This is a genomic window from Streptomyces misionensis, assembly GCF_900104815.1.
Classification (GTDB): domain Bacteria; phylum Actinomycetota; class Actinomycetes; order Streptomycetales; family Streptomycetaceae; genus Streptomyces; species Streptomyces misionensis.
On sequence record NZ_FNTD01000004.1, the window covers coordinates 6186630 to 6212332 of the forward strand.

General features: G+C 71.6%; 31 protein-coding genes. 11 read left to right on the top strand and 20 right to left on the bottom strand.

Going from position 1 to position 25703, the window contains the following annotated elements; all coding sequences use genetic code 11:
- Nucleotides 1-245: 245 nt before the first annotated feature.
- The 3 genes from BLW85_RS29635 to BLW85_RS29645 all read left to right on the top strand — a co-directional run bounded on the left by BLW85_RS29635 (nt 246) and on the right by BLW85_RS29645 (nt 1893).
- Nucleotides 246-857 carry an SGNH/GDSL hydrolase family protein gene (locus BLW85_RS29635; protein ID WP_244174926.1) on the top strand — a complete coding sequence of 204 codons (612 nt, stop codon included), beginning with the start codon at nt 246-248 and terminating at the stop codon, nt 855-857.
- A gap of 26 nt (nt 858-883) precedes the next feature.
- The gene (locus BLW85_RS29640) at nt 884-1300 is read left to right on the top strand and encodes a hypothetical protein (RefSeq protein ID WP_079172453.1); all 417 of its coding nucleotides are present in this window, start codon (nt 884-886) and stop codon (nt 1298-1300) included.
- A 161-nt stretch (nt 1301-1461) separates the two neighbouring features.
- A complete protein-coding gene (locus tag BLW85_RS29645) occupies nt 1462-1893 on the top strand; it encodes a hypothetical protein (protein WP_074993892.1) in 432 nt (143 codons plus the stop codon).
- 188 nt (nt 1894-2081) lie between these two features.
- On the opposite strand, the gene BLW85_RS29650 is transcribed toward BLW85_RS29645, so the two are convergent.
- Complete coding sequence (locus BLW85_RS29650) at nt 2082-2675, bottom strand: TetR/AcrR family transcriptional regulator (protein WP_074993894.1); 594 nt, start codon at nt 2673-2675, stop codon at nt 2082-2084.
- 101 nt (nt 2676-2776) lie between these two features.
- Here BLW85_RS29650 and BLW85_RS29655 point away from each other — a divergent pair, with 101 nt between their 5' ends.
- The 3 genes from BLW85_RS29655 to BLW85_RS29665 all read left to right on the top strand — a co-directional run bounded on the left by BLW85_RS29655 (nt 2777) and on the right by BLW85_RS29665 (nt 4947).
- On the top strand, nt 2777-3622 hold the full coding sequence (locus tag BLW85_RS29655) for an SDR family oxidoreductase (RefSeq protein WP_074993896.1): 846 nt from the start codon (nt 2777-2779) through the stop codon (nt 3620-3622).
- A gap of 1 nt (nt 3623) precedes the next feature.
- Nucleotides 3624-4400: an SDR family NAD(P)-dependent oxidoreductase gene (locus BLW85_RS29660; RefSeq protein ID WP_074993898.1), complete on the top strand. Its 777-nt coding sequence runs from the start codon at nt 3624-3626 to the stop codon at nt 4398-4400.
- 97 nt (nt 4401-4497) lie between these two features.
- Nucleotides 4498-4947 (top strand): hypothetical protein, encoded by a 450-nt coding sequence (locus BLW85_RS29665; protein ID WP_244174927.1) that lies wholly within the window; start codon nt 4498-4500, stop codon nt 4945-4947.
- Between the two features lie 24 nt (nt 4948-4971).
- Here the strand turns inward: BLW85_RS29665 and BLW85_RS29670 are convergent, their stop codons facing one another.
- Entirely contained in the window at nt 4972-5559 is a 588-nt protein-coding gene (locus BLW85_RS29670) for a TetR/AcrR family transcriptional regulator (protein ID WP_074993900.1), read from the bottom strand.
- Between the two features lie 81 nt (nt 5560-5640).
- Here BLW85_RS29670 and BLW85_RS29675 point away from each other — a divergent pair, with 81 nt between their 5' ends.
- Nucleotides 5641-6444: an SDR family NAD(P)-dependent oxidoreductase gene (locus tag BLW85_RS29675; RefSeq protein ID WP_074993902.1), complete on the top strand. Its 804-nt coding sequence runs from the start codon at nt 5641-5643 to the stop codon at nt 6442-6444.
- Nucleotides 6445-6828: 384 nt separating this feature from the next.
- A complete protein-coding gene (locus BLW85_RS29680) occupies nt 6829-7923 on the top strand; it encodes an SGNH/GDSL hydrolase family protein (RefSeq protein WP_244174928.1) in 1095 nt (364 codons plus the stop codon).
- Nucleotides 7924-7998: 75 nt separating this feature from the next.
- Here the strand turns inward: BLW85_RS29680 and BLW85_RS38915 are convergent, their stop codons facing one another.
- The 9 genes from BLW85_RS38915 to BLW85_RS29715 all read right to left on the bottom strand — a co-directional run bounded on the left by BLW85_RS38915 (nt 7999) and on the right by BLW85_RS29715 (nt 14946).
- Nucleotides 7999-8331, bottom strand: coding sequence for a DUF6087 family protein (locus BLW85_RS38915; RefSeq protein WP_074993906.1), 333 nt, complete (start codon nt 8329-8331; stop codon nt 7999-8001).
- Between the two features lie 66 nt (nt 8332-8397).
- Entirely contained in the window at nt 8398-9525 is a 1128-nt protein-coding gene (locus BLW85_RS29685; RefSeq protein ID WP_074993908.1) for a methyltransferase domain-containing protein, read from the bottom strand.
- Entirely contained in the window at nt 9525-10298 is a 774-nt protein-coding gene (locus BLW85_RS29690) for an MvdC/MvdD family ATP grasp protein (protein WP_244174929.1), read from the bottom strand. The genes BLW85_RS29685 and BLW85_RS29690 overlap by 1 nt, the downstream gene beginning before the upstream one ends.
- 192 nt (nt 10299-10490) lie before the next feature.
- Nucleotides 10491-10787, bottom strand: coding sequence for a putative ATP-grasp-modified RiPP (gene tgmA / locus BLW85_RS29695; protein ID WP_074993911.1), 297 nt, complete (start codon nt 10785-10787; stop codon nt 10491-10493).
- 269 nt (nt 10788-11056) lie between these two features.
- Nucleotides 11057-11353: a hypothetical protein gene (locus BLW85_RS29700; RefSeq protein WP_074993914.1), complete on the bottom strand. Its 297-nt coding sequence runs from the start codon at nt 11351-11353 to the stop codon at nt 11057-11059.
- Nucleotides 11354-11589: 236 nt separating this feature from the next.
- The gene (locus tag BLW85_RS29705) at nt 11590-11970 is read right to left on the bottom strand and encodes a DUF6415 family natural product biosynthesis protein (RefSeq protein ID WP_143060473.1); all 381 of its coding nucleotides are present in this window, start codon (nt 11968-11970) and stop codon (nt 11590-11592) included.
- Entirely contained in the window at nt 11967-12131 is a 165-nt protein-coding gene (locus BLW85_RS38535; protein ID WP_244174930.1) for a hypothetical protein, read from the bottom strand. Before BLW85_RS38535 ends, BLW85_RS29705 begins: the two co-directional genes overlap by 4 nt.
- 192 nt (nt 12132-12323) lie before the next feature.
- A complete protein-coding gene (locus tag BLW85_RS29710; protein WP_074993921.1) occupies nt 12324-13508 on the bottom strand; it encodes a helix-turn-helix domain-containing protein in 1185 nt (394 codons plus the stop codon).
- Nucleotides 13509-14286: 778 nt separating this feature from the next.
- Nucleotides 14287-14946: a peptidyl-tRNA hydrolase gene (locus BLW85_RS29715; protein WP_074993923.1), complete on the bottom strand. Its 660-nt coding sequence runs from the start codon at nt 14944-14946 to the stop codon at nt 14287-14289.
- Between the two features lie 100 nt (nt 14947-15046).
- Between BLW85_RS29715 and BLW85_RS29720 the strand changes: the two genes are divergently transcribed.
- Together BLW85_RS29720 and BLW85_RS29725 are read left to right on the top strand one after the other, a co-directional pair.
- The gene (locus BLW85_RS29720; protein ID WP_074993925.1) at nt 15047-15916 is read left to right on the top strand and encodes an ABC transporter ATP-binding protein; all 870 of its coding nucleotides are present in this window, start codon (nt 15047-15049) and stop codon (nt 15914-15916) included.
- Nucleotides 15913-16584: an ABC transporter gene (locus BLW85_RS29725; RefSeq protein ID WP_074993928.1), complete on the top strand. Its 672-nt coding sequence runs from the start codon at nt 15913-15915 to the stop codon at nt 16582-16584. The genes BLW85_RS29720 and BLW85_RS29725 overlap by 4 nt, the downstream gene beginning before the upstream one ends.
- A gap of 6 nt (nt 16585-16590) precedes the next feature.
- On the opposite strand, the gene BLW85_RS29730 is transcribed toward BLW85_RS29725, so the two are convergent.
- From BLW85_RS29730 to BLW85_RS29750, 5 genes are all read right to left on the bottom strand, one after another.
- Nucleotides 16591-17454, bottom strand: a complete 864-nt coding sequence (locus BLW85_RS29730; protein ID WP_070025509.1) for a polysaccharide deacetylase family protein — start codon at nt 17452-17454, stop codon at nt 16591-16593.
- Between the two features lie 77 nt (nt 17455-17531).
- Entirely contained in the window at nt 17532-19061 is a 1530-nt protein-coding gene (locus BLW85_RS29735) for an FAD-dependent oxidoreductase (protein WP_074993930.1), read from the bottom strand.
- A gap of 30 nt (nt 19062-19091) precedes the next feature.
- The gene (locus BLW85_RS29740) at nt 19092-19943 is read right to left on the bottom strand and encodes a PPK2 family polyphosphate kinase (RefSeq protein ID WP_074993932.1); all 852 of its coding nucleotides are present in this window, start codon (nt 19941-19943) and stop codon (nt 19092-19094) included.
- 71 nt (nt 19944-20014) lie between these two features.
- Complete coding sequence (locus BLW85_RS29745; protein ID WP_208624915.1) at nt 20015-20584, bottom strand: YbhB/YbcL family Raf kinase inhibitor-like protein; 570 nt, start codon at nt 20582-20584, stop codon at nt 20015-20017.
- A gap of 68 nt (nt 20585-20652) precedes the next feature.
- Nucleotides 20653-21342: a nitroreductase gene (locus BLW85_RS29750; protein WP_070025512.1), complete on the bottom strand. Its 690-nt coding sequence runs from the start codon at nt 21340-21342 to the stop codon at nt 20653-20655.
- Between the two features lie 101 nt (nt 21343-21443).
- Between BLW85_RS29750 and BLW85_RS29755 the strand changes: the two genes are divergently transcribed.
- Complete coding sequence (locus tag BLW85_RS29755) at nt 21444-22031, top strand: TetR/AcrR family transcriptional regulator (RefSeq protein WP_074993935.1); 588 nt, start codon at nt 21444-21446, stop codon at nt 22029-22031.
- Between the two features lie 56 nt (nt 22032-22087).
- Here the strand turns inward: BLW85_RS29755 and BLW85_RS29760 are convergent, their stop codons facing one another.
- The 4 genes from BLW85_RS29760 to zapE form a co-directional block, all read right to left on the bottom strand.
- On the bottom strand, nt 22088-22741 hold the full coding sequence (locus tag BLW85_RS29760; RefSeq protein WP_074993937.1) for a maleylpyruvate isomerase N-terminal domain-containing protein: 654 nt from the start codon (nt 22739-22741) through the stop codon (nt 22088-22090).
- Between the two features lie 9 nt (nt 22742-22750).
- Nucleotides 22751-23815: a slipin family protein gene (locus tag BLW85_RS29765; protein WP_074993939.1), complete on the bottom strand. Its 1065-nt coding sequence runs from the start codon at nt 23813-23815 to the stop codon at nt 22751-22753.
- Between the two features lie 66 nt (nt 23816-23881).
- Entirely contained in the window at nt 23882-24460 is a 579-nt protein-coding gene (locus tag BLW85_RS29770; protein WP_074993941.1) for a carbonic anhydrase, read from the bottom strand.
- A gap of 137 nt (nt 24461-24597) precedes the next feature.
- Nucleotides 24598-25701: a cell division protein ZapE gene (gene zapE, locus BLW85_RS29775; RefSeq protein ID WP_074993943.1), complete on the bottom strand. Its 1104-nt coding sequence runs from the start codon at nt 25699-25701 to the stop codon at nt 24598-24600.
- Between the last annotated feature and the right edge of the window lie 2 nt (nt 25702-25703).

Here is a 25703-nt window from a genome sequence, read left to right on the forward strand (position 1 = left end):
TTCATTCGCCGCACCCGTCCGGCGGCGACACATGCCCTCGCTATGTTCACCGCGTAGTCGAATGGCTGCATGAAGCGAATGGAGAGGCGTGGATGCGTTGGACGGGAGCTCGACGAGTTCCCGCCGGGCAGGCCGGTCCACCTGACCAACGTCAGCTGCGGCAGCGCCACCATCGCCGACATCGCCGGCACCAGGCAGACACCGATCAGCCCGGTCCGGCCCCCCCCGCCGAAGGCTGGCCCGCAGTGGACCCGCGGATCCGGCGGGCGAAGCTCAACGACAAGACCGACGTCGTCACCATCGCCGTCGGCGGCGACAGCCTGCCCTTCGGCGGCATGCTCCTCAAGTGCCTCCAACTGGGCGCGACGCCCGGCAAGTCCTGCCGCGAGTACTACACCAGCCCTCCCGTGGGGGAGGAGAGCATCGAGGACAAGCCCGCCGGGGTCCAGGACGAGTACGTCCGGATGCCGGCCAAGGCGCACGAGGCCGCACCCAACGCCAGGGTGATCGCCGTCGGGTACCAACCGCCTCGACATCACCGAGCTGGGCGCGATCAAGCACACCGACATCGACAGCCCGCGGGCACCAAGTGGATCGAGGGGATCTGCGGCAGACCACTGGCCCGCCAACGCCCCGGCACACTGCTGCACTGCGCTCCCATCGACAAGCGTGTCACAGAACCAGGGCAGTTGGGCAAGGCCTGCTCTGACCTCCGAGTCAACAGGCCGTCCGCCCGGGGCCGGTCGCCCGGTCGGCGGCGGGCCGCTTCGGGTTTGCAGCATGTCCTGGCCGGGGTGAACCTGGAAGAGCCAGCGATTCGCCAGGGACCAACGAACCTTCGGCACAAGGATTGTTGATCCTCCGGCGCGATAGGAGCTCGGACATGCCGGACAGGAAAGACTTCGACACTGGACCGATCGTATTCGGCGACGGGGTCGCGGCAGGCGGAAATGCTCATTTGAGTGTTTTCTCCGACGGCACCTACTCGATGACCGGGCATTTTCATGCCTCTGGTCTGCCAAGCTACGACGTCTCGGTTGTGTTCATCGTGGCCGACGACGAAGGGCGACCCATTTCATTCGGTCATACCGGTCGGGTGCACGGTACTCTCGAGCCGGGGTCAAGGGACCACGACTTCGCGGGAACGGAAAACGACCCAATGATCCAGCAGCTGTGGCCGACCGGATTCGGAGACCAGGGGGAATGGAAAGCAAATGTCAACATAAATATCCAGGAGATGATTGACGCGGCAAAGAATGATGTCTCCGATGCCGCGCTGGTGGCTTCCGTCTTCGTGTAAGCGCGAGAGGGGGCTCTGTGGAGCAGGGCTAGGTCGCATCAACTCCAGACCATCACTCGCCCAGTTGTGCCCGGGGCTGGTCACCTGAGTGCACATCGGCCTCACATCTCAAGCCACGAATCTTTGCCAGTCCTGGGCCCCATCAGGATCGAAGGCTTGAAATGGCAGACACACTTCCCAACCCGGCTAGCGACAACACGACCCGATTCGAGGCCGCGCCCGATCCCGACGGTACCTTGATTCCGATACCCTCGGAGGCGCCGCAAGGCAAGGCGATTCGAGACGATGCCCAGATAACCGTCAGCGAACGCCGGGAAAGCGGCTACTACGTGACGATCTATAACGGTCCGCCCGATCCGCCAAGTGAAGTCAATGGCATAATCGAAGAGTTCTCGTCGGAGGCTCTCCAGAAGGAGATTGAACACGCAGTCGGCTTCAATGCGGCGCCGGCGGTCCTGCGTTTCGTCGGTGCGGCAGCCGGCGTCTTGGCCTCGGTACTCACGACCTCACCCCTGCTGAACGAGCAACTGTTCAGGGGAACCATGGACGATGGGACAGCGGTGACGTACGCGGTGCTGACACCCCAGGGCTGACACCATGTAGGACAACACGGTGTCAGAGCCCTGGCGTATTCGGGCGGTAGAAGCACTGAGTAGGGCGCCAGGGCTGGGGCATGGGCGGCAACTTGCCGAACGCCGGTGGGCGCACGGCATGATCCGGCGGTGTCGTCCACTTCCCGACGATGTCATCCGCGCCTGGGGGCTTCGGCACGTCGCCAGTGTCAGCCGGATTTCAGACCGTCGAGAAGAACGGTCAGCACCAAGTGGTGGCCGTGTGCAGGGTCGGGTTCGAGTCCCAGCACGCATCCTTGTACCGCTGGGGCGCCGGTCAGCCGCAGCACTTCCTGCCAGGCGAGGTCCCGGCGAAGACGTCCCTGGTCCTGAGCGCGTTCGATGACCCTGCGGGTGAGGTCGAGGAGTTCGTGGCGCTGCTGGGAGACGGCGGGCCCGCCGTGCTGGTCCAGGGAGCCGGACAGTCCCGCGTTCTGCGCGGTGCGCAGGGCCAGGCCGGTGAACAGCGACGAGAAGCCCTCCCAGGCGTCATCGCAGTCCAGAGCCCGGTGTGCGGTGTCGATCAGTTCGGTGAGGATGTCGCTCAGCACCGCCGCCATGAGCTGGTCGCGTTGGGGATAGCGCCGGTAGACGGTGCCCACGCCGACGCCGGCCTCCCGGGCGATCTCGTGGTAGCTCACGTCCAGTCCGGCAGAGGCGACGGCACGACGCGCGGCCGCGAGAACCCGTGCGGCATTGCGCTGGGCGTCGGCGCGCACGGGCATCGCCGCCCCCTGGGTCGTCGCAGACCGCTCCGTGTTCATCACCCCATCCTATCCGTAAGTGGACAGCTTCTGTCCGCCTCCTCTACTCTCATGGAAACGGACAAGATCTGTCCGTTTGTTTTGCGCGAGAGGTGCGAAGCATGGGGTCCCGCGTGTGGCTGATCACTGGCGCGTCCGGCGGGTTGGGCCAGGCCCTGGTCGGTGAGGTCCTGAGTTCGGACGAGCGAGTGATCGCGGTCACGCGTGACGACGAGCCGCTGCAACCGCTGACCGCCGCCTTTCCCGGGCGTCTGCGCACCGTGAGCGTGGACATCACCGACGCCGGTACGCTGCGTCCGGTACTGGATGACGCGATCACCGGGTTCGGCCGCCTCGACGTCGTCGTCAACAACGCCGGCTACGCGCTGGCGGGCCCCTTCGAGGAACTGGACGACACCGAGCTGCGCGCCCAGTTCGAAGTGAACTTCTTCGCCGCCGCCAATGTCCTGCGCGCCGCTCTGCCCCACCTGCGCGCGGCAAAAGCGGGCCGTGTACTGCAGATCAGCTCGCTGGCGGGCCAGATCGGCGCCCCGGGGATGAGCGCCTACACGGCCGGCAAGCACGCCCTCGAAGGTCTGAGCGTCTCACTGGCCGCCGAACTCGCCCCGCTGGGCATCCGGACGACGATCGTGGAGCCCGGAGCAGCCCGCACCGACTTCCGTGCCAACTGGGCGAGTCGGCTGTCCGGCGGCGCCGCCCTCCCCGACTACCTCCCCGTGCACGAAGCGCTGGCGCGCTCCGCCGGCGCCGTGGGAGACCAGGTCGGCGACCCCGCGCGTATGGCCCAGGCCCTCGTCGCGCTCGCCGGTATGCCGAGCCCCCCGCTGCGCCTTCCGCTCGGCAGCGACGCCCTCGCCGGCATCCAGAGCGCCCGCGGCGACCAACTCGCAGAGCTGCGCCGGTTCGCGACGCTGAGTATGTCCACCGACCACACAAAGGCGATCTGACATGCCGGAACACCGCACTACCAGCCGTTTCGCTGTCGTCACCGGCGGCAGCGAGGGCCTGGGCCTGGCCATCGCCGGTGCCCTCGCCCGCGACGGAGCGGACCTGATTCTCGTCGCCCGCAACCGCGGCAAGCTCGAGACCGCCGCCAAGGAACTCGGCCGGCACGGCACCGTCGTACACACCGTCCCCGCGGATCTCTCCGCGCCCGATGCCCCCGCCCGGATCGCCGCGCACGTCGGAGACCTGACCGACCGGGTCGGCACCCTCGTCAACAACGTCGGCACCGCACACTTCGCCTCCCTTGCCGACACCACGGTCGACGAGATGAACACCATGTGGCACCTCAACGTCCAGGTGCCGCTGCTGCTGAGCCGGCACCTCCTGCCCGCCCTCGTGAACGCTCGGGGAAGCATCATCAACATCAGCAGCTACTGGGCCCGCAAAATGGTCGCCGGCCGTCATTCGGCCGCCTACTCCGCCACCCGCGGAGCGCTCAACTCCATGACCCGGGCGCTGGCCAGTGAACTCGGCCCCCAAGGAGTCCGTGTCAATGCCATCGCTCCCGGCGCCGTCCGCACTCCCAAGTACGAACGCTCCCATCTCGCCCCCATGACCGCAGAGGAACGCACCGCACACGACGAGCGGATCGAGCACTCCTATCCCCTGGGACGCCTCGGCACTGCCGATGACGTCGCCACCGCTGCCGCCTACCTGGCCTCGGCCCAGTGGACCACCGGCACCATCCTCGCCGTCGACGGCGGCCTCACCACCCGCTGACTTCTGCGAGGTTCGTGCCTGGCTCAACCAAACGTGAGGCAGGGGCGTCGCGAGGAACGCCCACGCGGAGCTGGCGAACCGCGAGGCCGAGAAGGAGATGCAGCGCACAGGCCGGGGATACTCGGCGATCCAGGCGACCCGGCCGCAGACGCTCGGCTACGGCCTCACCGACTCCCCGGCGGGGCAGGCGGCCTGGATCGCCGAGAAGTTCTGGGCGTGGACGGACAACGACGGCCATCCCGAGGACGCGTTGTCGCGGCAGACGATCCTCGACGAGATCTCGGTCTATTGGTTCACCGCGTCCGCCACGTCGTCGGCGCGCCTGTACTGGGAGGGCTTCGCCAACTTCCGGGACAAGGTGACCGCGCCATCCGGGCTGTCGGTCTACCCGCGCGACATAACCCGTCCGTCGAGGCGGGAGGCCGAGCTGCGGTTCACCGACCTGCGCTGGTTCGAGGAGCTGCCGCACGGCGGCCACTTCGCCGCGCTGGAGCAGCCGGAGTCGCTGGTCAGGCAGGTGCGCGGATTCTTCCGCCTGTTCCGCTGACTGCATTCCCGAGCCATAGGTACCTCAGCCGTGGTCCCGCACCGTCGCGAGGCACTGGTCGTAGAGGTCTGCCAGGTCGATCCGTCCGTCGTGTCCGGCCCAGAGTTCGGTCGCCGTGTCGATACAGGCGAAGACCGTCGCGACGATCGCCTTGGCCTGCGTGTCGGGGGCCGGGCGGCCGGGGCCGTTGCCCAGTCGCGCCCGGACGACGGGGACGAGTTCGGCCTGCCAGCGCAGTCGCTTCTCGATGTAGCGGGCACGCAGCGAGGGCGTGTCGAAGATGAGACGGGACAGCTCCAGCGCACGCTCGGGGGGATGGTTGGCGGTCAGAATTACCTCGAATCCGGCGCGCAGGGCATCCCAGGCGGACATCTCGGCCGGTTGCTGCTCGACGGTCCGTTTCAGCAGCTCGCCCAGCGCCTCCTGGTCGCCGCAGACCAGGTCTTCCTTGGTCCCGAAGTAGCGGAAGAGGGAGCGCTGCGAGATCCCCGCCTCCCGCGCGATCTGCGCGATCGTCGTCTGCTCGTAGCCCTGTTCGGCGAACAGGCGTACCGCCGTGTCGAGGATCGCCTGGACGGCGACCTGCCGCGAACGCTCCCACAAGGTCGTCATGGCGTCAGGGTACCCCTCTGGACAGCGACCGCCTGCTTGGCATTAACTGCCAGGAAGGCAGCGACTGAAAGAAGGACGACCATGCCAGCCGTCGACTACCACGGACACACCACCCTCATCACCGGGGCCAGCGCGGGCCTCGGCGCCGAGTTCGCCCGCCAGCTCGCCGCCCGCGGCTCCGACCTGGTGCTGGTCGCCCGCCGCAGGGAACGCCTGGAGAAGCTGGCCACCGAGCTGCGCGAACAGCATCGGATCGAGGTGCACGCGGTGGAGATGGACCTGGCCACGGACCACCCCGGGCAGGCGCTGGCCGCGCACATGGACCAGCTCGGCCTGCACGTCACGAGCCTGATCAACAACGCCGGGTTCGCCACCTTCGGCCCCTTCCACCAGGCGGACCCGGATCGGCTGCGCCGGGAGATCGCGGTCGATGTGACCGCGGTCGCCGACATCAGCCGTGCCTTCATCGGCCAACTGCGTACCGCGGGCCGCGGGGTGCTGGTCAACGTGGCGAGCATGGCCGCCTACCAGCCCAACCCGCGCATGGCGCTCTACGGGGCGACCAAGGCGTTCGTGCTCAGCCTCACCGAGGCTCTGTGGGAGGAGTCACGCGGCACCGGTCTGCGGGTGCTGGCCCTGTCTCCCGGTGCGACCCGGACCGAGTTCTTCGACGTCGTGGGCACCACACAGGCCGCCGGAGGGACCAGGCTCGCCTCACCCGCCGACGTCGTCCGCACCGCGCTGGCCGCCCTGGACCGCAGGAACCCGCCGCCCAGCGTCATCGCAGGCCGCATGAACCGGGTGATGGTCTTCCTCGCCCGACGCCTGGCCACCCGGCGCCAGGTCATCCGGGCCATCGGCCGGCTCACCGCCAAGGGGGCATGACGATGGGGCGGTCGGACACGCTCGTCCGGCCGCGTGCGCGGCGACCCTGCCGACGAGCGGCAGATCTCAGACAGGACAGCCGCCCCCGACCAGCGCGAGCACTCCGAGAACCGGTCACACCAGCCCTTGGAGCTGCGGTTCCACGTCGACGCAGGCTCAGTGCAACGCCGGATGGTCCGCCACCACCGTGCACGACCCCGGTGCGATCTCGCTGTCCCGGTTGGCCACCCGGCGCACTCAGCGTGCCCCCGAGAGCCTCAGGAGAAGACGCGCGGGTGGTTTACCCGCCGCACCCGTCCGGTGAAGACGTGCTCTCGCCTATTTTCACGCCGTAGTCATATGGATACCGAAAGTGATTGGAGAGCGTGGATGCGTTGGACGTCTATGGGCCGACCGGTAGCCCCCACCCTGCCGGGCCGCCCCGGTGAAGCCGTGCGGCGCCCCGTCTCGCGCCTGCGTACGAGAGCGCTGGCCGTGGGGCTCGCGCTGGCCGTGTCCGCGCTGGTGCCCTCGGGCTCCGCCGGCGCAGCCGATCAGTACGAGTGGGCCGCGCTGGGTGACTCGTACACCGCCGGCGGGTTCGTCGGGGACCCGCAGCCCCCGCTCGGCAGCGCGTCGCGGGACGGCTGCGACCGCACCAGCGACGCCTACCCCGGCGTGGTCGAGCGGGAGCTCGACGAGTTCCCGCCGGGCAGGCCGGTCCACCTGACCAACGTCAGCTGCGGCAACGCCACCATCGCCGACATCGCCGACACCAAGCAGACACCGATCAGCCCGGTCCAGCCCCCCGCCGAAGGCTGGCCCGCAGTGGACCCGCAGATCCGGCGGGCGAAGCTCAACGACAAGACCGACGTCGTCACCATCGGCGTCGGCGGCAACAGCCTGCCCTTCGGCGGCATGCTCCTCAAGTGCCTCCAACTGGGCGCGACGCCCGGCAAGACCTGCCGCGAGTACTACACCAATCCCCCCGAGGGGGAGGAGAGCATCGAGGACAAGCTCGCCAGGGTCCAGGACGAGTACGTTCAGATGCTGGCCAAGGTGCACGAGGCCGCGCCCAACGCCAAGGTGATCACCGTTGGCTACCCGGCCGTCCTGCCGGAGCAGGGCAGTGACTGCAACCGGCTCTCCCTCACCGAGCTGGGCGCGATCAAGCACGCCGACATCGACTGGCTCCGTGACAGCGTCCTCAAGCCGCTGAACAGCACGATCCAGCGCGTCACGTCGTTCTTCGGCGACCGCTACGTCGACGTCTACTCCTCCAGCGTGGGCCACGACGCCTGCCAGCCCGCGGGCACCAAGTGGGTCGAGGGGATCTGTGGCGACGCCGCGGACTACTGGCCCGCCAAGCTCCCCGGCACCCTGCTGAACTGCGCTCCCATCAACAAGCGTGTCACCCTGGTCCACCCCAACGCCGAGGGCCACGCCATCACCGCCGCGCACGTCGAACGGGCCATCCGCATCGCCCTCCTCGACCACTGACCGGCCACGGTGAGCAACACGTAAGGCGCCGCTCGTCCGTATCGCGGGCGACGGGCGAGCGGGGCCGGCTCCGCATCACTGTCCTGGCGGGTCGGGGCGGTAGAAGCGCTGTGTAGGGCGCCAGGGCTGGGGCATGGGTGGCAGCTTGCCGAACGCCGGCAGAGGAACACGTTCGGCGCGGGTGTTCGCGTCCCGCCCCGTCTCGGTAGCCGCGGCGGTCTGGTCCTCGGCGACACCGGCGGGTGTCCACTGCTGCCCGTCCCATTCCTGGATGCCGCGCGGAGTGTCCGGGCCTACGTGCGCTCCCCGCTCTGGCTGGTCGCCGAGCGGGGTGGCCCGCCGCTCCCCGCGTGCTGGTCGGCGTAGCTCGCGGCGCTCCGCCCATTCCTCAAGGGGCTCGTCGTCCATCGGTCCCTCCAACGTCGGCCGCCTTCAGTGTGCCTCGCGGCCATGGGCCCGGGTACCCCGCGCCAGTCACAGTGTGGCCGTCCAACCGCCCCGCGACAGCGTCGTCTCGCCGTCGGGACTGATGGTGACCTGCGCGCCGTACACGGGGAGTTCGCCGTGCTCCAGCCACCGCCAGCGGATCTCGTCCAGCAGGTCGTACAGGCGGCGCGGGCCGCCCTGGTGGACGGTCGCGGTGTTCTCGCCCGGCGCGGTGCGGGCCCGGGCCCATGACCCGTCCGGGTGCAGCATCCACGCCAGACGGCCCCCGTGCTCATCGGTGCCGGTGCGGTGTTCGATTCCGGGCGCCATCAGCGACAGCATCGACCAAAGCTCCCACGCCCGCATCACGTCCAGCACCGGGAACGGCGACAGGCCCACCTCGCCGTCCTCCGCGCTGGCGGCGAACACGTCATCGAGCTGGGGCGGGTAGTCGGCGCCCGTCCGGGTGGCCATGAACGAGGCCCGGTCCCACTCGATGCGCCCGGTCGCGCCGCCGTCGGGGCTCTTGTCGGCCGTGAGGATCAGCCCCGTGCCCGTGATCGTCGTCACGAGGCGCCCCTGCGGAGCGAGGCCGCGCAGCCACGAGACGGGAATCCGGGGCATCGACACCATGGACACGATCCGGTCGAAGACGCCGGGCAGTTCGGCGGTGGCGTCTGCGGTGACGACATCCGGACGGTAGCCGATCCGCTCCAGCCGCTCGGCCGCCGCCTTGGAGAGATACGCGTCGACGTCCAGCGTCGTCACCATGTCGTCGCCGAGCCGGTGGCAGGCCAGAGCGGCGCTGTATCCGGAGCCGGTGGCCACGTCCAGCAGTCGCAGGCCCGGCCCGAGACGCCCGTGCTCCAGCATCGACACGACCAGGCTCGGCAGCGTCGAGGACGAGGTCGGCAACCCGGTCACAGACTGCCCGGACACGGCCTGGTCGGCGTGCACAGGACCGACCCGAGTGACGAGCGTGGTGTCCGCGTAGGCGGCGGCCGCCCACGCCCCCTCGTCGGCGGGCCCGTCCACTGCCGACCACCCGTTCGCGCCGGGCGTGAACCAGCGCGGGACCAGCACGTGCCGGGGGATGTCCGTGACCGGCGCCCACCAGGGCGATAGCGGGTGGGTGGCCAGGGCCGCGAGCGCCGCCGCGTGTAACTTCCAGTCCATCAGCCGGCTCCTTGCAAGTCGTCGGCGATCGCCTCAACGATCGGCAGGTCAGTCGCCCCGGCGATCCAGTCCCACTGCCCGCACGGGTTGACCTCCAGGAACGTCCACTGCCCATCAGGTCCCACGACGAAGTCGGCAGCACCATAACGCAGTTGCAGCCGGCCCATCATGGCAAGCATCCCCGTCGTCACGGCCTCGGGCACTGCGGTGGTCGTGTAGGTGAGAGAGCCGTAGTCGCTGCGCCAGTCCTCGTGGGCGGCGTCGCTGTCGGCGTGGATGGCCGCGGCGAACATCTGCTCGCCGACCACGGTCAGCCGCACCTCATACGCCTTGTCCACCCACGCCTGGAACAGGTGCGCGGTCGTACTGATGCCGCGCAGATCGACCAGGTCGTCCGGGGCCAGCCGCCGGGTGTAGACGGACTTGAGACGGCCGTCCTCGATGAGCACGGGCGACGACACCGGCTTGCACACCACCGGCCCACCGACCTCGGTGGCGAACTCCTGGACGTCGGCCGGCCGGTTGGTGATCAGCGTGGCGGGAATCCGAAGCCCGAAAGCCCGTGCAGCAGCGAGCTGCACGGGCTTGTACTCGGCGCGCGCCATCGCCGTGGGGTGGTTCACCCACCGGCACTCCAGTGCGGACAGGACACCGCCCAGGCCGGCGCGGGCCTGGGCGGCAGCGAACCTCTCCTCCGGGCCGGACATCCCCTCGGGGAACTGGAACGCCCCGGGGGCGCGGTAGTACACCGCGCCGACCCGGGACAGCTCCACCGTCCGGTAGCCGGTGGCGAGTTCGCCCGTCCACGCCTGTTCCTGGTCGATCCGGGCCGGCCAGGCTGAGTTGCTGCGGGAAGTCGGCGGTGTCCATGCGGAACACCTCCACGCCGCGACTCTCCAGCTCGATGACGATCCGGTCCGTAGGCCAGTCATCGCGAGCTGCGACGATCAGAACGGGCGCGGCCATCAGTCCTTCGGCCCCTCGTCCAGCGGAGGCGGGTTGGAGACCGAGCCGTCCGGCACAGTCGGCGTGTGCGTGTTGGCCATGCAGGTCAGCCGGCCGCCGTCGAAGGAGATGCTGACCTGCCGTGCCTCGTCGTACTCGTGCGCCGGGACACGGATGGCCGCGGTCGAGTCCGGGGTGCGAGCGCCCCGCAGCACCCACGGCCGCGTGTCCGGGCCGGACGGCACCTCCCCGCTGTAGGGGGTTCTGCCTCCGGGCGGGGTGAGCGGGAACGCTTCGCGGTCCAACGCTGTCGTCACGAATGTCTCCTGTCGCTGATGGCGCGGCGGGTGCCGAGCCTGATCTGTGGTGGTCACCGCACCATCGCCTGGTGTGAGTGATGGCGCAGGGACCCGGCGCGGGGAGGTGCTTGCCGTGGGGGACGGGAAGGTGTGCTCCCCACGCCGGGCGTCTGGGGCCGATGCGAGGTGAGGTCCTCACACCGGGGAGGGGTGTCTTGCCCGATGGCTGGGCTCAGCCGGCGTTCAGCCGCTCGTCAGGCGGTTCACCGCGGTGGTGCACGGTGCGCCTACAGCAGCCGGGCGACGTCGTCGGGCAGGAACAGGTCGCGGGCCCTGTGCTGGGCCCAGGTGCCTGTGTCGTCCGGGAACTCCGCGTACTTGGGGCAGAGCGGGCAATCGGTGTGCGGCGGGGGCACTTCGTCCGGGTGCTCCGCGGAGACGTGCCGGGCGAGGTAGACCTGCTCAGCAAAGCAGTCGGCGTCCGCCCGAACCTTCTTGGCCAGGAGAACCAGCCGTTGCCAGCACCCGTCGCAGGTGAACATGAAGGGTGCAGGCACCGGTAAGGCGTTGTCCTCGATGTGCATCGTTCTCCTTCGTGGCGCGCACCCCGCCCGGGTCTTCCGGATCCCGGGCGGGGCGGCGTCCCGCCGCACTCGTGGCGGAAGGCGAGCAACTGCCTTCCAGCGGCGGGGCTGGTGGGTGCGGCCCTGACCCGAGACGGCCGCCATGGGGGTGCTTCAGTGCGAAGCCCTCGTGAGTACCAAGGCGAGGGCGGGGCCGGTCACGACGACCACGTAGAACAGGAGGGCGGCGATCGCCTTCACGGCGTCGGCCTCAGCTCGTTCTCGTAGTGGTCGCACAGCGCCCGCAGGACCCGCGCCAGGCGGCGGGCGTGGCCCGCCTCTCCGCCGTAGCGGGGGCTGGGACCGGCCTGGAGCTTGCCGCGGGCCTCGCCCACGCACGCGTTCGCGCAGTACCGGACGGCGCTGTCCTTCGGCAGCTGCCTGGCCCGCTGCTCCACCTCGGGGATCAGCAGCTCCAGGTGGCCGCGCAGCGCAAGGATGAGCGTGTCCACGTCCGCGGGCACCGGAGGCAGCGCGCTGGGCTCGCGCTCGGGGCCGAGCAGCAGGGCGGCCGTCTCGCGCATGAAGGCGATGTCCAGCGGTTCCGTGTCGGCGGCCTGCTTCATCGTCGGGTTCACCGGCTCACCGCCTGTTCCGCTCGGTGGAGCGGGCAACGGCACGGCGGGTAGGAGTCGGACGTGGGCAGCGGCGGCTTCTTCTCGCTGATAGCCACGGTGACCGTTCCCCGGTCCTGGGTGATCGTGCCGTCGCGGTCCACGGTGTAGACCCGCATCGTCATTCTGCCCCGTGCGTCCACCGGGGGCTGAACGGTAGTGTTCAACATGTCGACGCTCCCACTGAGTTTTGAGCGTTGGCCACTCCCGGGGCCGTTCGCGCGGTCGCCGGGGTTCTTCTGTTAGCAGGATGCCGACACGAAAAGGCCCTAACTATCAGACATCACTGATAGCTAGGGCCAATAGTTGTCTTAGTGTCACATGCCAAGCCATGCACCATAGTTGCTGAAAGAATCAGGCATCCGGCGCCTCGCCGCGTCCAGACCGGCATAGGTCTCGCGGACGGTCGGGTGGTAGCGGGTCTGCTGCGGGGCGAGCTTGCGCGCCTTGAGCAGGCTCTTGAAGGCCGCCTCGGTCTGGCCCGTCCACATCTGGGCCCGCGCAACCTCCGCGTGGTGGTGGGCGAGCCGGGACGGCGGCCAGTCGCCCGCGATCACCATGTCCTCTGCCTGGCGGACGGCGTCCGGGTATAGGTCCAGCTCAGCGAGGACGCTGACTCGGTGCGCGCCGACGTTCGTGGGCCCGAAGGACAGCCAGTGCACCTTTTCGGCAGGCCCGGTGCGCTTCGCGATGCGGGCCGCCTCGGCGAGGTGCTCCTCGGCCGTGTCCGTGTCCTTGTCCCGGCCGGCGAGCACGGCGGCTCCCAGATGCAGTTGCCCGGTAACGACGTCAAGGACGCGCCCAGGTTCGGCCTGTTCCAGGATGGACATGCCGAGGCGGACCAGCCGCTTGCCCGTCTTGTAGTCGCTGGCCCGGAGGTAGGCCAGGGCGCGCAGGTATTGGCGCATGCCGCCCAGCACCGGATCGGAGGCGCGCTGTGCTGCCCAGTCCATGCGGTCCAGGGCGACCGTGCAGAGGTCGGGAAAGCCGAGCTTGGTCGTGACGTCGTACGCGGTCCTGTAGGTGCTGGCCAGCAGCTGCCAGCTCCGCGCGCTGCCGCTGGTGTGGGCTGCCGTCGTCGCCTCATGGATCAGCCCTGGCAGCTCTGTCGCGACCTGCTTGATGTTCGTGGCGCGCACCTGCGCGCACAGTTGATCCGCGTGCTCCTCCAGTGCTGCCAGCGCGCGGGGTGTGACGTCCGGATCGGGCCCGAGGTCATAGATGTTCAGCGCCTCGCGGATCGGGTTGATGAGACCGTCGAGCTGGTCCTGGCGCAGCTCGTCAAAGTACGGCTGCCCGTTGAGGTCGGACACCGGCACGGACAAGGCGCGGGCCAGCGCGCCCACCACTGAGGGGCTGGGGGGCATGACGCCCTGTTCGACCTTGGTGACTGTGCTGTAGGAGACGTTGGAAAGCGCGGCCAGTTCGCGCTGGGTCAAGCGACGGGTTTTACGTACGTGCGCGATGCGTGCGCCCGTGTGTTCTTCAGAGTGCGGGGGCATACTGGACTCCGTTCTGAACTCGACACTCAGAACGGTACTCCGTGCAGCAACAGGCGTACCTGGCACGGGCCTTGCGGTTCTTCGGCCGCAAGGCCCGTTCTTGTGTCGATCGCGGCATGAACGTCGCCTCTGGCAACTTCCCTCTGGCCCAGGCTCGACCAGGAGGCGTCTGTCTCCATGAGCGCTGCCACGTCGCTCTTGAGGGCGGAGGCGATGCGGAGCAAGTCGCTGTAGCGGACGTCCGTCTCGCCGGATCGATGCGCTGGGGGGTGCCGGTGGCCTCGGAGAGGGTCTCCGAGGTGTGGTGGGCCGCGGCTCGCAGGTTGCCGATGTGTTCACCCAGCTCGCGACGCCGCGTTCATGATCCAGTCCGATTCGTCGCGAGGCACTCGACAAAATTGCTGACCATGGTCAGATTGTCAGCGCCAACTGTGACGCTTTTCCTGATCGACCGTCAGTTTGTTGCGGTTGGGTAGGCGCTCAGACCGGCCGTACGAGCCGCCTGCATGGTGGCTCTACGCAGGACCGATCCGGGAATCGGCTCCATGGGCGCCCGCCCCGCACTGGATCCGGAAGACCAGAGCGGGCTGGGCTTTTGTCTTCTGCTGCCGAGGGTCAGGCTTCCGCTGCATCAGCTCCCAGGCCCACCTCTCCGAAGGCCCCGAGCCAGAGGGCCGCTCCCTCGACGCGCGCTCGCCATGCCGCCCCCGACCAGCGTGAGCACTCCGAGAATCGGTCAGACCACCCCTTTGAACTGCGGTTTCACGTTGGCGCAGGCTCAGTGCAGCGCCGGATGGTCCGCGACCACCGTGCAGGACCCCGGTGCGATCTCCGTGAACCCCGCGTCGCGCACCACCGGCAAACCGCTTGCCGTGAGGCGGGGCCAGTCGGTCGGGGGAGCCGTGCGGACGGAGAGGGGGTAGCCGGCGGCGCGCCAGGTGGCGCGGGCCTCCTCGGGCAGGGCCCACCAGGCCAGTTGGGCGCCGTGGCCGGTCTGGGCCATGGTCTTGCCGGCGGACATCGTCAGTTCCGGGTTGAGCCAGAGGACCGGCGTGCCGGGGTCCGCGGGACGGGGCGGCTCCGGGTCGTCGAGTTCGGTGCCGGACACCTGGAGCCTCGCCAGGTCCTTGGGCCAGCCGTCCAGCGGGACCGGCGGGAAGACCCGTACCTCCGCGGTCTTGCCGGTCACCGTGATGCCGGGCAGCGCCTCCGCGCGCCGCCACTCGGCGCCCCGGGCCCGCCGGACCACCTTGCGGATCCGGGCGTCCTCCCAGCCGCGCACCAGCTCGGCCCACTCGCCGTCGCCGCGCGCCCGCTCGTCGCCGAGCAGCGTCAGCACCGCCCGCGCGGAGGTCTCCAGGGCATCGGTGCGCGCGGGCGGCGCGGCGCGTTCGATGCGGACGACGAGGGGCAGCACGTACTCGGGAACTTCGCTCACGAGGGTCCAGCCTACGAAGCCGCCCGCGCGCCGATCAACGCGCGGTCCCGCATCCCGGCCACGGCCCCGCGCCAAGGCGCGCTGCAGAAGAATGACCCCCATGCACCGTCATCTGCGCCTGACCGCCGTGGGGCGCCGCTACGGGGTCCGCGGCCCCTGGGTGTTACGCGGCGTCGACCTCGGCATCGCCCCCGGCACCCTCATCCGCGTGGAGGGGGCGAACGGCACCGGCAAGTCGACCCTGCTGCGTCTGCTCGCCCGGCTCGACGCGCCTACCGAGGGCCGGATCACCGGCCGTCCCCGCACGGCGTACGTGCCGGAGCGGTTCCCGTCCGCGCTGCCCTTCACCGCCGCCGGCTACCTCACCCGCCTCGGTACCGTGCACGGTCTGTCCCGTGCCTCCGCCGCCCGCGCCGCCGGGGTCTGGCTGGAGCGGTTCGGCGCGGCCGGGTACGCGGGCACGCCGATGGCACGGCTGTCCAAGGGCGGCAGCCAGAAGGTCGCCGTCGCGCAGGCGCTGCTCGCCGAACCCGAGCTGCTGGTCCTCGACGAGGCCTGGACCGGGCTGGACGCGGCGGCGCGGGCCGAGCTGGAGCGGGCGGTGGCCGAGCGGACCGCCGCGGGCGGCGCCGTCGTCTTCGTGGACCACGACCCGCGCCGGCTGGCCGGGGCGCCGGACGCCACGTACACCGTGGTCGACGGCGGGCTGGAGCACCGTACGGCCGCGGCCCCCGAGGCGGCCGGGGCGTGCGCGGTCGTGGTCGCGGAAGGTCCCGCCGGGGCGCCGCTGCCGGCCGACGCGGCGCGGCTCGTCGTCTCCGCCGAGGCGGCGGGGCACGTCGGTCACCGGCTCGTCGTCCCCGCCGCGCGCTCCGACGCCCTGCTGCGGGCCTTGCTCAGCGCCCGGCCGCCCTGGCACGTGGTGAGCGTCGTACCCGCACCGTCCCCGAACCCGGAGACCCGGCCATGACCGCACTCCTGCGCTACCACGCCGAACTGCTGCTGCGCTCCCAGCGCTGGCTGCCCCCGGCGATCCTGTACGCCGCGTTCCTCGCGGTCGGTGTGCAGGGCGGCCAGCCGGTGCTGGACTCGCTCGGCTACACGGCCGCCGGGCTGCTGCCGGTGGCCGCCTGGCTGGTGCGGATCTGTGTCACCGGCGAGCCGCCGGCCGCCCGGGCCTGCGCCGCCGCCCCGCGCGGGCCCGCCCGGGCGCACCTCGCCTGTCTGCTGACGGCGCTGCTCGCGGCGGCGCTGCTCGGTACGGCGGCGACGGTCGTCCTCACCCTGATCAGCGATCCGGCGAGCAACGGCGACCGGGTCCCGGTGTCCCGCCCGGCGGCCGGGGCCGCGGGGCTGTCGGCCGTGCTCGTGTGCGCGCTGCTCGGTGCGGCCGTCGGCGCGCTCACCCACTGGCCGCTGCTGCGCGGCGCCGGGCGCGCGGTGCCCGCGATGCTGCTGGGCGCGCTGCTGGCCACGGTGGCCGCGGGCTCCCCGGCGCGGGCCGCGGTCGGCGGGCTGGTCACCGGTTCGCAGTCCGGCCGGGTGCCGGTGCCGCTGCTGCCGCTGGCCGGGGCGATCCTGCTCACGGCCGCGGCGTTCGCCCTGGCCTGCGCGCTCACCGCCCGCAGAACACCCTGAGCGGACTCAGCGGTGGCCGGGGCTCTCGCCGATCAGCTGGGAGACCTTGACGAACCGGTAGCCGCGCTTGCGCAGCTCCGGTACGACGGTGCGGACGACGGTCTCGGTGGTCGGGGCGGCGCTGCGGGTGCAGTGCATGATGACCACCGAGCCCGGCTTCACCCCGTCCAGCACCTGCTTGGCGACCGCGTCGGCGTCCGTGGCGAACGCGTCCCCGCTCACCACGTCCCACTGGACCGCGGTCATGCCGAGCCCGCCGAGCGTGCGCAGCACCTGGTCGTTGTAGCAGCCGCCCGGGAAACGGAAGTACGGCAGCGCGTCGCGCAGGCCCGCCTTGCGGAAGGCGGTGTTCGCCCGCTCCACGTCCGCCCGCATCCTCGAGGCGTCGATGGTGGGCAGGCCGTAGCAGCTGGGGGTGAACGCGTAGTGGCTGTAGGAGTGGTTGGCGACCTCGAACTGCGGGTCGGCGCCGAGGCTGCGGGCCTCGTCCGGGTACTGCTCGGCCCACCGGCCGGTCATGAAGACGGTCGCGGGCACCTTGAGGGCGCGCAGGGCGCCGATCAGGCCGGGGTTGTCGAAGTGCTCGCCGGCGGCCGCGCGGGGCCCCTCGTCGGCGGTCATGTCGGCGTCGAAGGTGAACGCCACGGTCTTCCCCAGCGTGCGCGGGCCGTGTTCGAAGACCGGGGTCAGTCCGTTCGGGCCCGGGGTGAGCACGGGCGGACGGGAGGCGGACGGGGAGGCGGAGACGGAGGACCTGGCCGGGACCGGCCGGGTGGTGCCCGCGGGGCGCTCGGTCCCGCAGGCGGCGAGGGCCGCGCCCAGGGCGCAGACGGCGGTGACGGCGGCAATACGGCGTGCTGGTGGGATCACCCTACGAACGTAGGGCTGATTGCCCGTTTGTATGCCGATATGACTCGTGGCGCGGCGGTACGGTCACCCGCGCGGCCTCACTCGGCGGACCCGATGTCCCGCCGCTCCAGGGGCCGCACCGCGGGCCCTTGCAGCACCCGGCCGTCGACGTCGAACCGCGACCCGTGGCAGGGGCACTCCCAGGCGCGTTCGGCACGGTTGAAGGAGACCAGGCAGCCCAGGTGGGTGCAGCGGGCCGAGACGGCGTGCAGCGCGCCCTCGTCGTCGCGGTGCACCGCGAGCCGCTGGTCCCCGGCGCGGACCAGCGCGCCGTCGCCCGGGGCCAGGTCGTCCAGGGCGGCCGGCGGCTTCAGCCGGTCGCCGACGAGGTGCCGGGCCACCTCGGCCTGCGTCTTCAGCAGCGAGGGCGCCTCACGCACCACGGACTTCAGGCGCCGGGGGTCGTACAGCTCCCGCCACGGGCTGTCCCGGCCGGTGATCAGCGCGGTCAGCAGCAGCCCGGCCATGATGCCGCCGCTCAGGCCCCAGCCGCCGAAACCGGTCGCCACATAGGTGTGCCGGGCGCCCGGGTGCAGCGGGCCGACCAGCGGCACGGTGTCGGTCGAGTCGTTGTCCTGCGTGGCCCAGGCGTGGTCCAGTGCCACCCCGGGGAAGTGCTTCTCGGCCCAGGCGGCGAGCCCGTCGAATCCGGCTCCCGGGTCGCCGGTGCCCGGGGTGAAGTGCTCCCCGGTGACCACGAGGAGCCGCCCGCCCTCGCCGTACGGCGCGGTGCGCACCGAGCGGGTGTTCTCCTCCGGCGTGATGTACATGCCCTCCGGGTCCGGGCCGTCGCCCAGCGGCCCGGCGACGACCAGTTCGCGGCGCGGGTGCAGCCGGGCGAACAGCAGGGCCCGGTCGAACACCGGGTAGTGGGTGGCGACGACGACGTCCCGGGCGGTCACGGTACGGCCCGACTCCGTCGTCAGCCGGCAGGGGCCCGAACCGCCGCCCTCGTCCAGGCCGACGACGCGCGTCCCCTCGTACACCCGGCCGCCGCGCGCGATCAGGTCCTCGGTGAGCGCCCGCAGGTATTTCACCGGGTGGAACTGCGCCTGCCCGGTCACCCGCACCGCGCCCGGCACCGGGAACGGCAGCCCGGTCTCCGTCGTGAACGAGGCGTCCAGGCCAGCGGCGCGCGCCGCCCGCGCCTCCGCCCGCACCTCGTCCACCCGCTCCGGGTCGCGCACGTACGTGTACGCGTCGCGGGTCTCCCACTCGCAGGCGATGCCCAGCTCGGCCACGAGGGCGGCCGCGTGCCCGATCGCCTCCGACTGCGAACGGGCGTACAGCCGCGCCCCCTCGGGGCCCCGGGTGCGCCGCAGCCGGTCGTAGATCAGGGTGTGCTGGGCCGACAGCTTGGCGGTGGTGTAGCCGGTGACCCCGCCCGCGACCTCGCCGGCCTCCAGCACCACCACCCGCAGCCCGGCCCGGGCCAGTTCGTACGCGGTGCTGAGTCCGGCCATCCCGGCGCCCACCACGGCCGCGTCGGCCTCGGCGTCCTCGGTCAGGGCGGGGTGCCGGGGTCCTGGGGCGGTGCCCAGCCAGTACGACTCGGTGACCTTGCGCATGCCCGCCGGGTACCCCCGCCCCGGCCCGGCTCACGTCTCCTCCAGCAGCCGCTCCCGGCACCGCGCCACGTCGACGCCGGCCCCCGGATACCGGGGGTCCAGCTCACGGAGGTGTTCCAGGAGCAGCCGGCCGACCGCCCAGTTGCGGTACCACTTGTGGTCGGCGGGAACCAGGTACCAGGGCGCGTACGGGGCCGAACAGTGCTCCAGGGCCAGCGCGTACGCCTCCTGGTAGGCGGGCCACAGGGCGCGTTCGTCGATGTCGGAAGGGGCGAACTTCCAGCGTTTGTCCGGGCGGTCCAGGCGGCGCAGCAACCGGCGCCGCTGCTCCTCGGCGGACAGGTGGAGGAAGCACTTGATCACCGTCACGCCGTCCTCGGCGAGGGCGCGTTCGAAGTCGCCGATCAGGCCGTAGCGGCTGCCGATCACGGCGGGCGGGACCAGGTGGCGGACACGGGCGACCAGGACGTCCTCGTAGTGCGAGCGGTCGAAGACGCCGATCTCCCCGGGCTCGGGCAGCTCCCGCCGCACCCGCCACAGGAAGTCGTGCCGCAGTTCCTCCTCGGTGGGCGCCTTGAAGGCGCGGACACGGCAGCCCGACGGGTCGAGGTGGCCGATCACATGCTTGACCGTGCCGCCCTTGCCGCTGGTGTCCATCCCCTGGAGCACCAGCAGCACCCGGCGCCGGTCGCCCGCGGTGCCCGCCGCCCACAGCCGCTCCTGGAGGCGGGCCAGCTTCTTGCCGGTGCGGGCGGCGTCGGCGAGCGAGGCCCGTTTGCCGCCGGGGGCGCCCGGGGTGGCCGCAGCGTCGTGCGCGGCCAGCTCGACGGGCTCGCCCGGCGGAAGACGGAGCAGCTCGCGCAGTTCGCTCCTCCCGGCCACGGGCGCTCCTTCCGCGTATGCGTCCTTCGATGGTGCGTCGGGCGGCGCGCGATCCGCCGGCCGGTCCCCGCTCAGTGACCGTAGCGGCCGGTCAGGGTGGCGGTGGCGAGGGTGTGGCCGGACAGGGCGCGCCGGAGGGCGTCCAGGGAGGCGCCGGGGGAGACGGGCGGGCGGCGGTCGGTGGCGTAGACCGTGAGGAGATAGCGGTGCGGGTGGTCACCGCGGGGCGGGCAGGGGCCTCGGTACCCGTCCGTGCCGAAGCCGTTGCGGCCCTCCTCGGCCCCCGGCGGGCGCTGTCCGGCGGCCAGTCGGCGGGTGCCCGCGCCGATGTCCCACACCAGCCAGTGGGCGAAGGCGCCGTGCGGGGTGTCGAGGTCCCGCATCACCATGGCCAGCGAGTCCGTGCCGCCGGGCACGCCGGTCAGGACGAGCGGGGGCGAGACGTCCTCGCCGTCGCAGGTGTGGGGGCGCGGGATGGTGCCGCCGTCGGGGTAGGCCGGGCTCGTCACCGACATCCGGCGGGCGGAGGCGGGGGCCGCGGTGGTGGGGGAGCCCGCGCCGGTGCCCTCGCCGGTACCGCCTCCGCAGCCCGCGACGGCAACCGCCAGTACGGCCGCCACGATCGCCACTTCCTTGCGCATGCCCGGCACGCTAGTGCACCACCGGCCGGGTGTGCGGGCGGCGGGACCGGCGAGCCGCGGCAGGCTCGTCAGCCGTGGAACGCGGTGGTCGCCTCGAGAGCGGCGCGCTCGGTCGTCACCCGGTTCACCGGCGCGCTCTCGTCGGCGTAGCCGAACGAGACGCCCACGAGCAACTTCCCCTCGGTGACGCCCAGTTCGCGCCGGATGGTGTCGGCGTAGAAGCTGAGCAGGCCCTGCGGGCAGCTGTCCACCCCGTAGGCGGCCATGGCCAGCAGCAGCGTCTGCATGTAGGCGCCGACGTCGGCGGCCAGCCGTGCGCCGCCGTCGCCGGTGACGAAGAGGAAAGCGGCGTGGGGCGCCCCGTAGAAGCGCAGGCTCTCCGCGTCGTAGGCCGCGCGTGCCGCGTGGTCCTCGGGGCCGATGCCCAGCGCTCCGTACAGACCGGCGCCGAACGCCGCCCGCCGCTCCTGGTGGACGGGGGCGTACATGCCCTCGGAGTACGGGAAGTCGGCCGAGGCGCGCTGTTCGGCGTGGGCTGCCAGCAAGGCGTCCGCCAGGCGCTCGCGTCGTGCGCCGCTGACCACCTCGACCCGCCACGGCTGCGCGTTGGAGTTGGACGGCGCGGCGCCGGCCAGCGAGAAGACGGCGCGCATCGTGTCCGCGGGCACCGCTTCGGGGCGGAACGCGCGTGTCGCGTGCCGGCCGCGTATCAGCTTCTCCGCGTAGTGGCTCAGCTCGGTGGGATTCGGCCCGCTCATGAGACTCCTCAGGGACGCTTAGGTAAACGCTCTCGTTTACTTGCGGCGCCACTGTAGCCCACACATGCCCTCTGGAGTAAACGGGAACGTATACTTCATTCATGAGTACGGTGACGACGGCGCCCCGGCGGCAGGGGCGTGGCGGGCGCGAGCGCATCCTGGCCGCGGCCGCCCGGCTGTTCGCGAGCCAGGGGATCAACGCGACCGGCATGGAACAGGTCGCGGAACAGGCGCCGGTGTCCAAGCGCACGCTCTACGCGCACTTCCGGACCAAGAGCGACCTGGTCGTCGCCCATCTCCAGGACCTCGCCACGACGGGCCGGACCCTGGAGAGCGTGCTGCTGCGCGAGGACGTCCCGGCGAGGGAGCGGATCCTCGCGCTCTTCGCCCTGCCCGCGGCCGACGCGGCTCCGGTGCGCGGATGCCCGTTCATCGACGCCGCCGCGGAGTTCCCCGACCCGGACAGCGCGGTCCACTCCTACGCCCGCGAACAGAAACTGCTGATGGTGCGGCTGGTGACCGCGCTGGTGGCGGAGCTGGGCTGCCGCGAGCCCGCCGCACTCGCCGAGCAGCTCGTCACGCTCGCGGACGGCGCGGCCAGTCGGGCCATGGTGCTGGGCGACCCGGACTACGGCCGCCACGCGCGGGCAGCGGCGGAAGTGCTCCTGGAGAACGCCCTGCCGGGCTGACGAGAGATATGGCCCCTGGTGACGGGGGGCCGGGGGCCCCGCGGTCCTTCAGGCGGTCACCGGGCCCCTCGGGGAGCGCCGTACCAGCGCCAGTCCGTTCGGCGGGGCCGTTCGGGGGTGCCGGTGCGGCCGGTGGCCCACAGCAGGGTGGCCGAGGCGCTGTCGGTGACAGTCACGTCCGGGAAGAGCCGGTCGAGGGCCCGGCGGCTCAGGTCCTCCGGCGGGGTCCCGTCGCGCCGGACTCCCCGGGCGATGTCGTACGTGTGGACGAGGGTCTCGACGACGCCCATGGCGGCGAACCCCTCCGGGTCGGAAGCGCCGAAGACATGCGGGGCCAGCACGGCGGGGTCGGCGCTGTCCACGGCCGCCGCGAGCAGGCCGCCGCACGCCTCGACCACCGTCAGGAGTCCTTCGGGCCCCGCCGCCGAGTCGCCGAAGACGACGTTCGCCGGACCGCCGGCGCGGTCACGGGACAGGCGCAGCGGCACCCGCGGGACGCCCATCGGGCGCGCGAGCCCGAAGCGCAACGCGTAGGTGAGCAGGTCGTCCGCGAGGTGTTCCAGGGTCTCCCAGCAGGTCCACTCCAGGTCGCCGGCCGCAACCCCCCACTGGTCGGACGGCACCCCGGAAAGCGTCTCGACGCAGTGGGCGACGGCCTCGCGCACCTGCGCCCCGCGCACCGGCGCGTCCGAAGGTATGGATCGTGACATCCAGGCAGGTTACCGGTCGGTGTGCCTGCCCGGTTCGGCGTCCGGCGTGCCGTCCCGCAGGCCCGGCTCCAGGTCGGGGGCGCCGGTCAGCGGGTCGAGTCGCACGCCGGGGTGTGCCGCCGGTTCGCCGTCGGGCGCGGTGACCGGGGAGCCCGGCTCCAGGTCCGGGCCGCCGGTCGGCGGGTCCAGTCGCAGGCCGGGACCCGGCACCGCCTCGCCGTCGGGCGCCTCGCCCCGCGGGTCCCGCTCGGCGTCGGGCTGCGGGAGCAGGCCCGGGGCCGGCCGGGATCCGGGCTCCCCGCTCGGGGCGGGCTCCCGGTTGCCCCGCTCCAGGAAGTGCAGCAGTTCCACCGGGATCGGCAGGACGAGGGTGGAGTTCTTCTCGGCCGACACCGCCATCACCGTCTGGAGCAGCCGCAGTTGGAGCGCGGCCGGGGTGCCCGACATCTGTTCGGCTGCCTCGGCGAGCTTCTTGGACGCCTGGAGTTCGGCGTCGGCGTTGATGATGCGGGCCCGGCGCTCCCGGTCCGCCTCGGCCTGGCGGGCCATGGAACGCTTCATGGTGTCGGGCAGCGAGACGTCCTTGATCTCGACCCGGTCCACCTGGACGCCCCAGCCCACGGCCGGGCTGTCGATCATCAGCTCCAGGCCCTGGTTGAGTTGCTCGCGGTTGGACAGCAGGTCGTCCAGATCGCTCTTGCCGATGATCGACCGCAGCGAGGTCTGGGCCATCTGGGAGACGGCGAACTTGTAGTCCTCGACCTTCACCAGCGCGCTCGTCGCGTCGACCACCCGGAAGTAGACGACCGCGTCCACGCGGACGGTGACGTTGTCGCGGGTGATGCCCTCCTGGGCGGGGATCGGCAGCGTGACGATCTGCATGTTGACCTTCTGCAGCCGGTCCACGAAGGGCAGGATCAGCGTCAGGCCCGGCGGCCGTACGTCACCGGCGACCCGGCCGAGCCGGAAGAGCACCCCTCGCTCGTACTGTTTGACGACCCGGGCCGCCATCCCCATGTACACGAGGGCGACGCAGACCAGCGCGACGATCGCCCCCACCAGCTCCTGGGCCATGATGACCCCCTCGCACAGAGGTCCGTTTCATCTGTCCATGCAACGATATGCCACTTTTGTAACTCCTCAGAGGGAGTCGAAGGAGTCGGTTTCCGCCCGGTAAGCCCGCACCGCGCCGGTGTGCACCTCGTAGTACCAGCCGTGCAGCGTGAGCCGGTCCCGCGCCAGGGCGCGCTCCACGCACGGGTAGGAGCGCAGCCGCAGCAGCTGGGTCAGCACGTGGCACTGCACGGCCTCGGCGACCTCCGGGTCCTCGGCCGCGCCGGACGGGCGGTGCGCCGCGTGCGCCAGCCAGTCGCGCACGGCGGGGACGGCGGTCAGGTCGTCACCGCGCACCAGCGCGCCGACGGCGCCGCAGTGCGAGTGGCCGCAGACCACGATGTCGCGGACGCCGAGCACCTGCACGGCGTACTCGATGGTGGCCGCCTCGCTGGTGGGGTGGGTCGAGGTGTGCGGCGGGACGATGTTGCCCGCGGTGCGCAGCTCGAACAGCTGGCCGGGGCGGGCGCCGGTGATCAGGGCCGGGACGACCCGGGAGTCGGAGCAGGTGATGAACAGGACCTCGGGGGACTGGCCCGCGGCCAGCCGGGCGAACTCCTCGGGGCGCCGTCCGAAGTCCCGGGCGTTGTCGATGAGGGGCTGCATCAGCGGACCACGCCTCTCGTGCAGGCCAAGCACTGGTCAATGAAAGGTCAAGAACGACCTTAGCGCGGCAAAGCCCCCCATGGGTGGCAATTCACCCCATGGAGGGACGGAGGCGATGCTGACCTGTGTTTCTCCGCTCAGGAGCCGACGAGCCCCTTCGCGTCCCGGGCGAGGGCGGTGAGCCGGGATATCGCGCGGAAGTACTTCTTGCGGTAGCCGCCGTTCAGCATCTCCTCGCTGAACAGCCGGTCGAACGGCAGCCCGGACGCCAGCACCGGGACCTCGCGGTCGTAGAGCCGGTCCGCGAGCACCACCAGGCGCAGCGCCGTCGACTGGTCCGGCACCGGCCGCACATCGGTGAGGCAGACCGCCTTCAGCCCGTCGGTCAGCGCGCCGTACCGGCTCGGGTGCACCTTCGCCAGGTGCTCCAGCAGCCGCGGGAAGTCGTCCAGGGAGGCACCCTCGGTGGCGTGCGCCGCCCGGGTCACCTGCTCGTTGGTGAACGGCGCCGGCGCCTCGGGCAGGCCGCGGTGGCGGTAGTCCTCGCCGTCGATGCGCAGGGTGCGGAAGTGGGCGGACAGTCCCTGGATCTCGCGCAGGAAGTCGGCGGCCGCGAACCGGCCCTCGCCCAGCTTGCCGGGCAGCGTGTTGGAGGTGGCGGCCAGCGCCACGCCCGCCTCGACCAGCTTGCCGAGCAGCGTGGAGACGAGCACCGTGTCGCCCGGGTCGTCCAGCTCGAACTCGTCGATGCACAGCAGCCGGTGGTCGCTGAGCGTGCGCACGGTCTGCTGGAAGCCGAGGGCGCCCACCAGGTTGGTCAGCTCCACGAAGGTGCCGAACGCCTTGCGGGAGGGCTCGGCGGGGGTGGCGTGCCACAGGGAGGCGAGCAGGTGGGTCTTGCCGACGCCGTAGCCGCCGTCGAGGTACACCCCGCGAGGACCCGCCGGGGTCTTGGGCGCCTTGGCCCGGCCGAAGCCGAGGAAGCCGCGCCGGCCCGAGCCGGAGGCGTGCGCCCCGCCGAGCCCGGCCGCGAAGCCCTCCAGGACCGTGACCGCCTCGCTCTGGCTGGGCTGGTTGGGGTCCGGGATGTAGGTCGAGAAGCGGACCGAGTCGAAGCGCGGCGGCGGCACCATCTCGGCGACCAGCCGGTCCGCGGGGACGTGCGGCTCGCGCTCGCACAGGGAGAGGGGGCCCGCTTCGGTCAGGGCGCTGGATCCGGGGGCGCTGGTGGAGGACGACACGG

Coding starts and splice junctions, on each gene's coding strand:
- BLW85_RS29770 (WP_074993941.1), bottom strand. CDS start 24,460: ATGCAGCCCCTCATCGACAACGCCCGGGACTTCGGACGGCGCCCCGAG.
- BLW85_RS29720 (WP_074993925.1), top strand. CDS start 15,047: ATGCACCGTCATCTGCGCCTGACCGCCGTGGGGCGCCGCTACGGGGTC.
- BLW85_RS29710 (WP_074993921.1), bottom strand. CDS start 13,508: ATGCCCCCGCACTCTGAAGAACACACGGGCGCACGCATCGCGCACGTA.
- BLW85_RS29655 (WP_074993896.1), top strand. CDS start 2,777: ATGGGGTCCCGCGTGTGGCTGATCACTGGCGCGTCCGGCGGGTTGGGC.
- BLW85_RS29685 (WP_074993908.1), bottom strand. CDS start 9,525: ATGGACTGGAAGTTACACGCGGCGGCGCTCGCGGCCCTGGCCACCCAC.
- BLW85_RS29745 (WP_208624915.1), bottom strand. CDS start 20,584: ATGCGCAAGGAAGTGGCGATCGTGGCGGCCGTACTGGCGGTTGCCGTC.
- BLW85_RS29700 (WP_074993914.1), bottom strand. CDS start 11,353: ATGCACATCGAGGACAACGCCTTACCGGTGCCTGCACCCTTCATGTTC.
- BLW85_RS29755 (WP_074993935.1), top strand. CDS start 21,444: ATGAGTACGGTGACGACGGCGCCCCGGCGGCAGGGGCGTGGCGGGCGC.
- BLW85_RS29650 (WP_074993894.1), bottom strand. CDS start 2,675: ATGAACACGGAGCGGTCTGCGACGACCCAGGGGGCGGCGATGCCCGTG.
- BLW85_RS29735 (WP_074993930.1), bottom strand. CDS start 19,061: ATGCGCAAGGTCACCGAGTCGTACTGGCTGGGCACCGCCCCAGGACCC.
- BLW85_RS29645 (WP_074993892.1), top strand. CDS start 1,462: ATGGCAGACACACTTCCCAACCCGGCTAGCGACAACACGACCCGATTC.
- BLW85_RS29675 (WP_074993902.1), top strand. CDS start 5,641: ATGCCAGCCGTCGACTACCACGGACACACCACCCTCATCACCGGGGCC.
- BLW85_RS29660 (WP_074993898.1), top strand. CDS start 3,624: ATGCCGGAACACCGCACTACCAGCCGTTTCGCTGTCGTCACCGGCGGC.
- BLW85_RS29640 (WP_079172453.1), top strand. CDS start 884: ATGCCGGACAGGAAAGACTTCGACACTGGACCGATCGTATTCGGCGAC.
- BLW85_RS29765 (WP_074993939.1), bottom strand. CDS start 23,815: ATGGCCCAGGAGCTGGTGGGGGCGATCGTCGCGCTGGTCTGCGTCGCC.
- BLW85_RS38535 (WP_244174930.1), bottom strand. CDS start 12,131: ATGACGATGCGGGTCTACACCGTGGACCGCGACGGCACGATCACCCAG.
- BLW85_RS29725 (WP_074993928.1), top strand. CDS start 15,913: ATGACCGCACTCCTGCGCTACCACGCCGAACTGCTGCTGCGCTCCCAG.
- BLW85_RS29750 (WP_070025512.1), bottom strand. CDS start 21,342: ATGAGCGGGCCGAATCCCACCGAGCTGAGCCACTACGCGGAGAAGCTG.
- BLW85_RS29670 (WP_074993900.1), bottom strand. CDS start 5,559: ATGACGACCTTGTGGGAGCGTTCGCGGCAGGTCGCCGTCCAGGCGATC.
- BLW85_RS29680 (WP_244174928.1), top strand. CDS start 6,829: ATGGGCCGACCGGTAGCCCCCACCCTGCCGGGCCGCCCCGGTGAAGCC.
- BLW85_RS29665 (WP_244174927.1), top strand. CDS start 4,498: ATGCAGCGCACAGGCCGGGGATACTCGGCGATCCAGGCGACCCGGCCG.
- BLW85_RS29760 (WP_074993937.1), bottom strand. CDS start 22,741: ATGTCACGATCCATACCTTCGGACGCGCCGGTGCGCGGGGCGCAGGTG.
- BLW85_RS38915 (WP_074993906.1), bottom strand. CDS start 8,331: ATGGACGACGAGCCCCTTGAGGAATGGGCGGAGCGCCGCGAGCTACGC.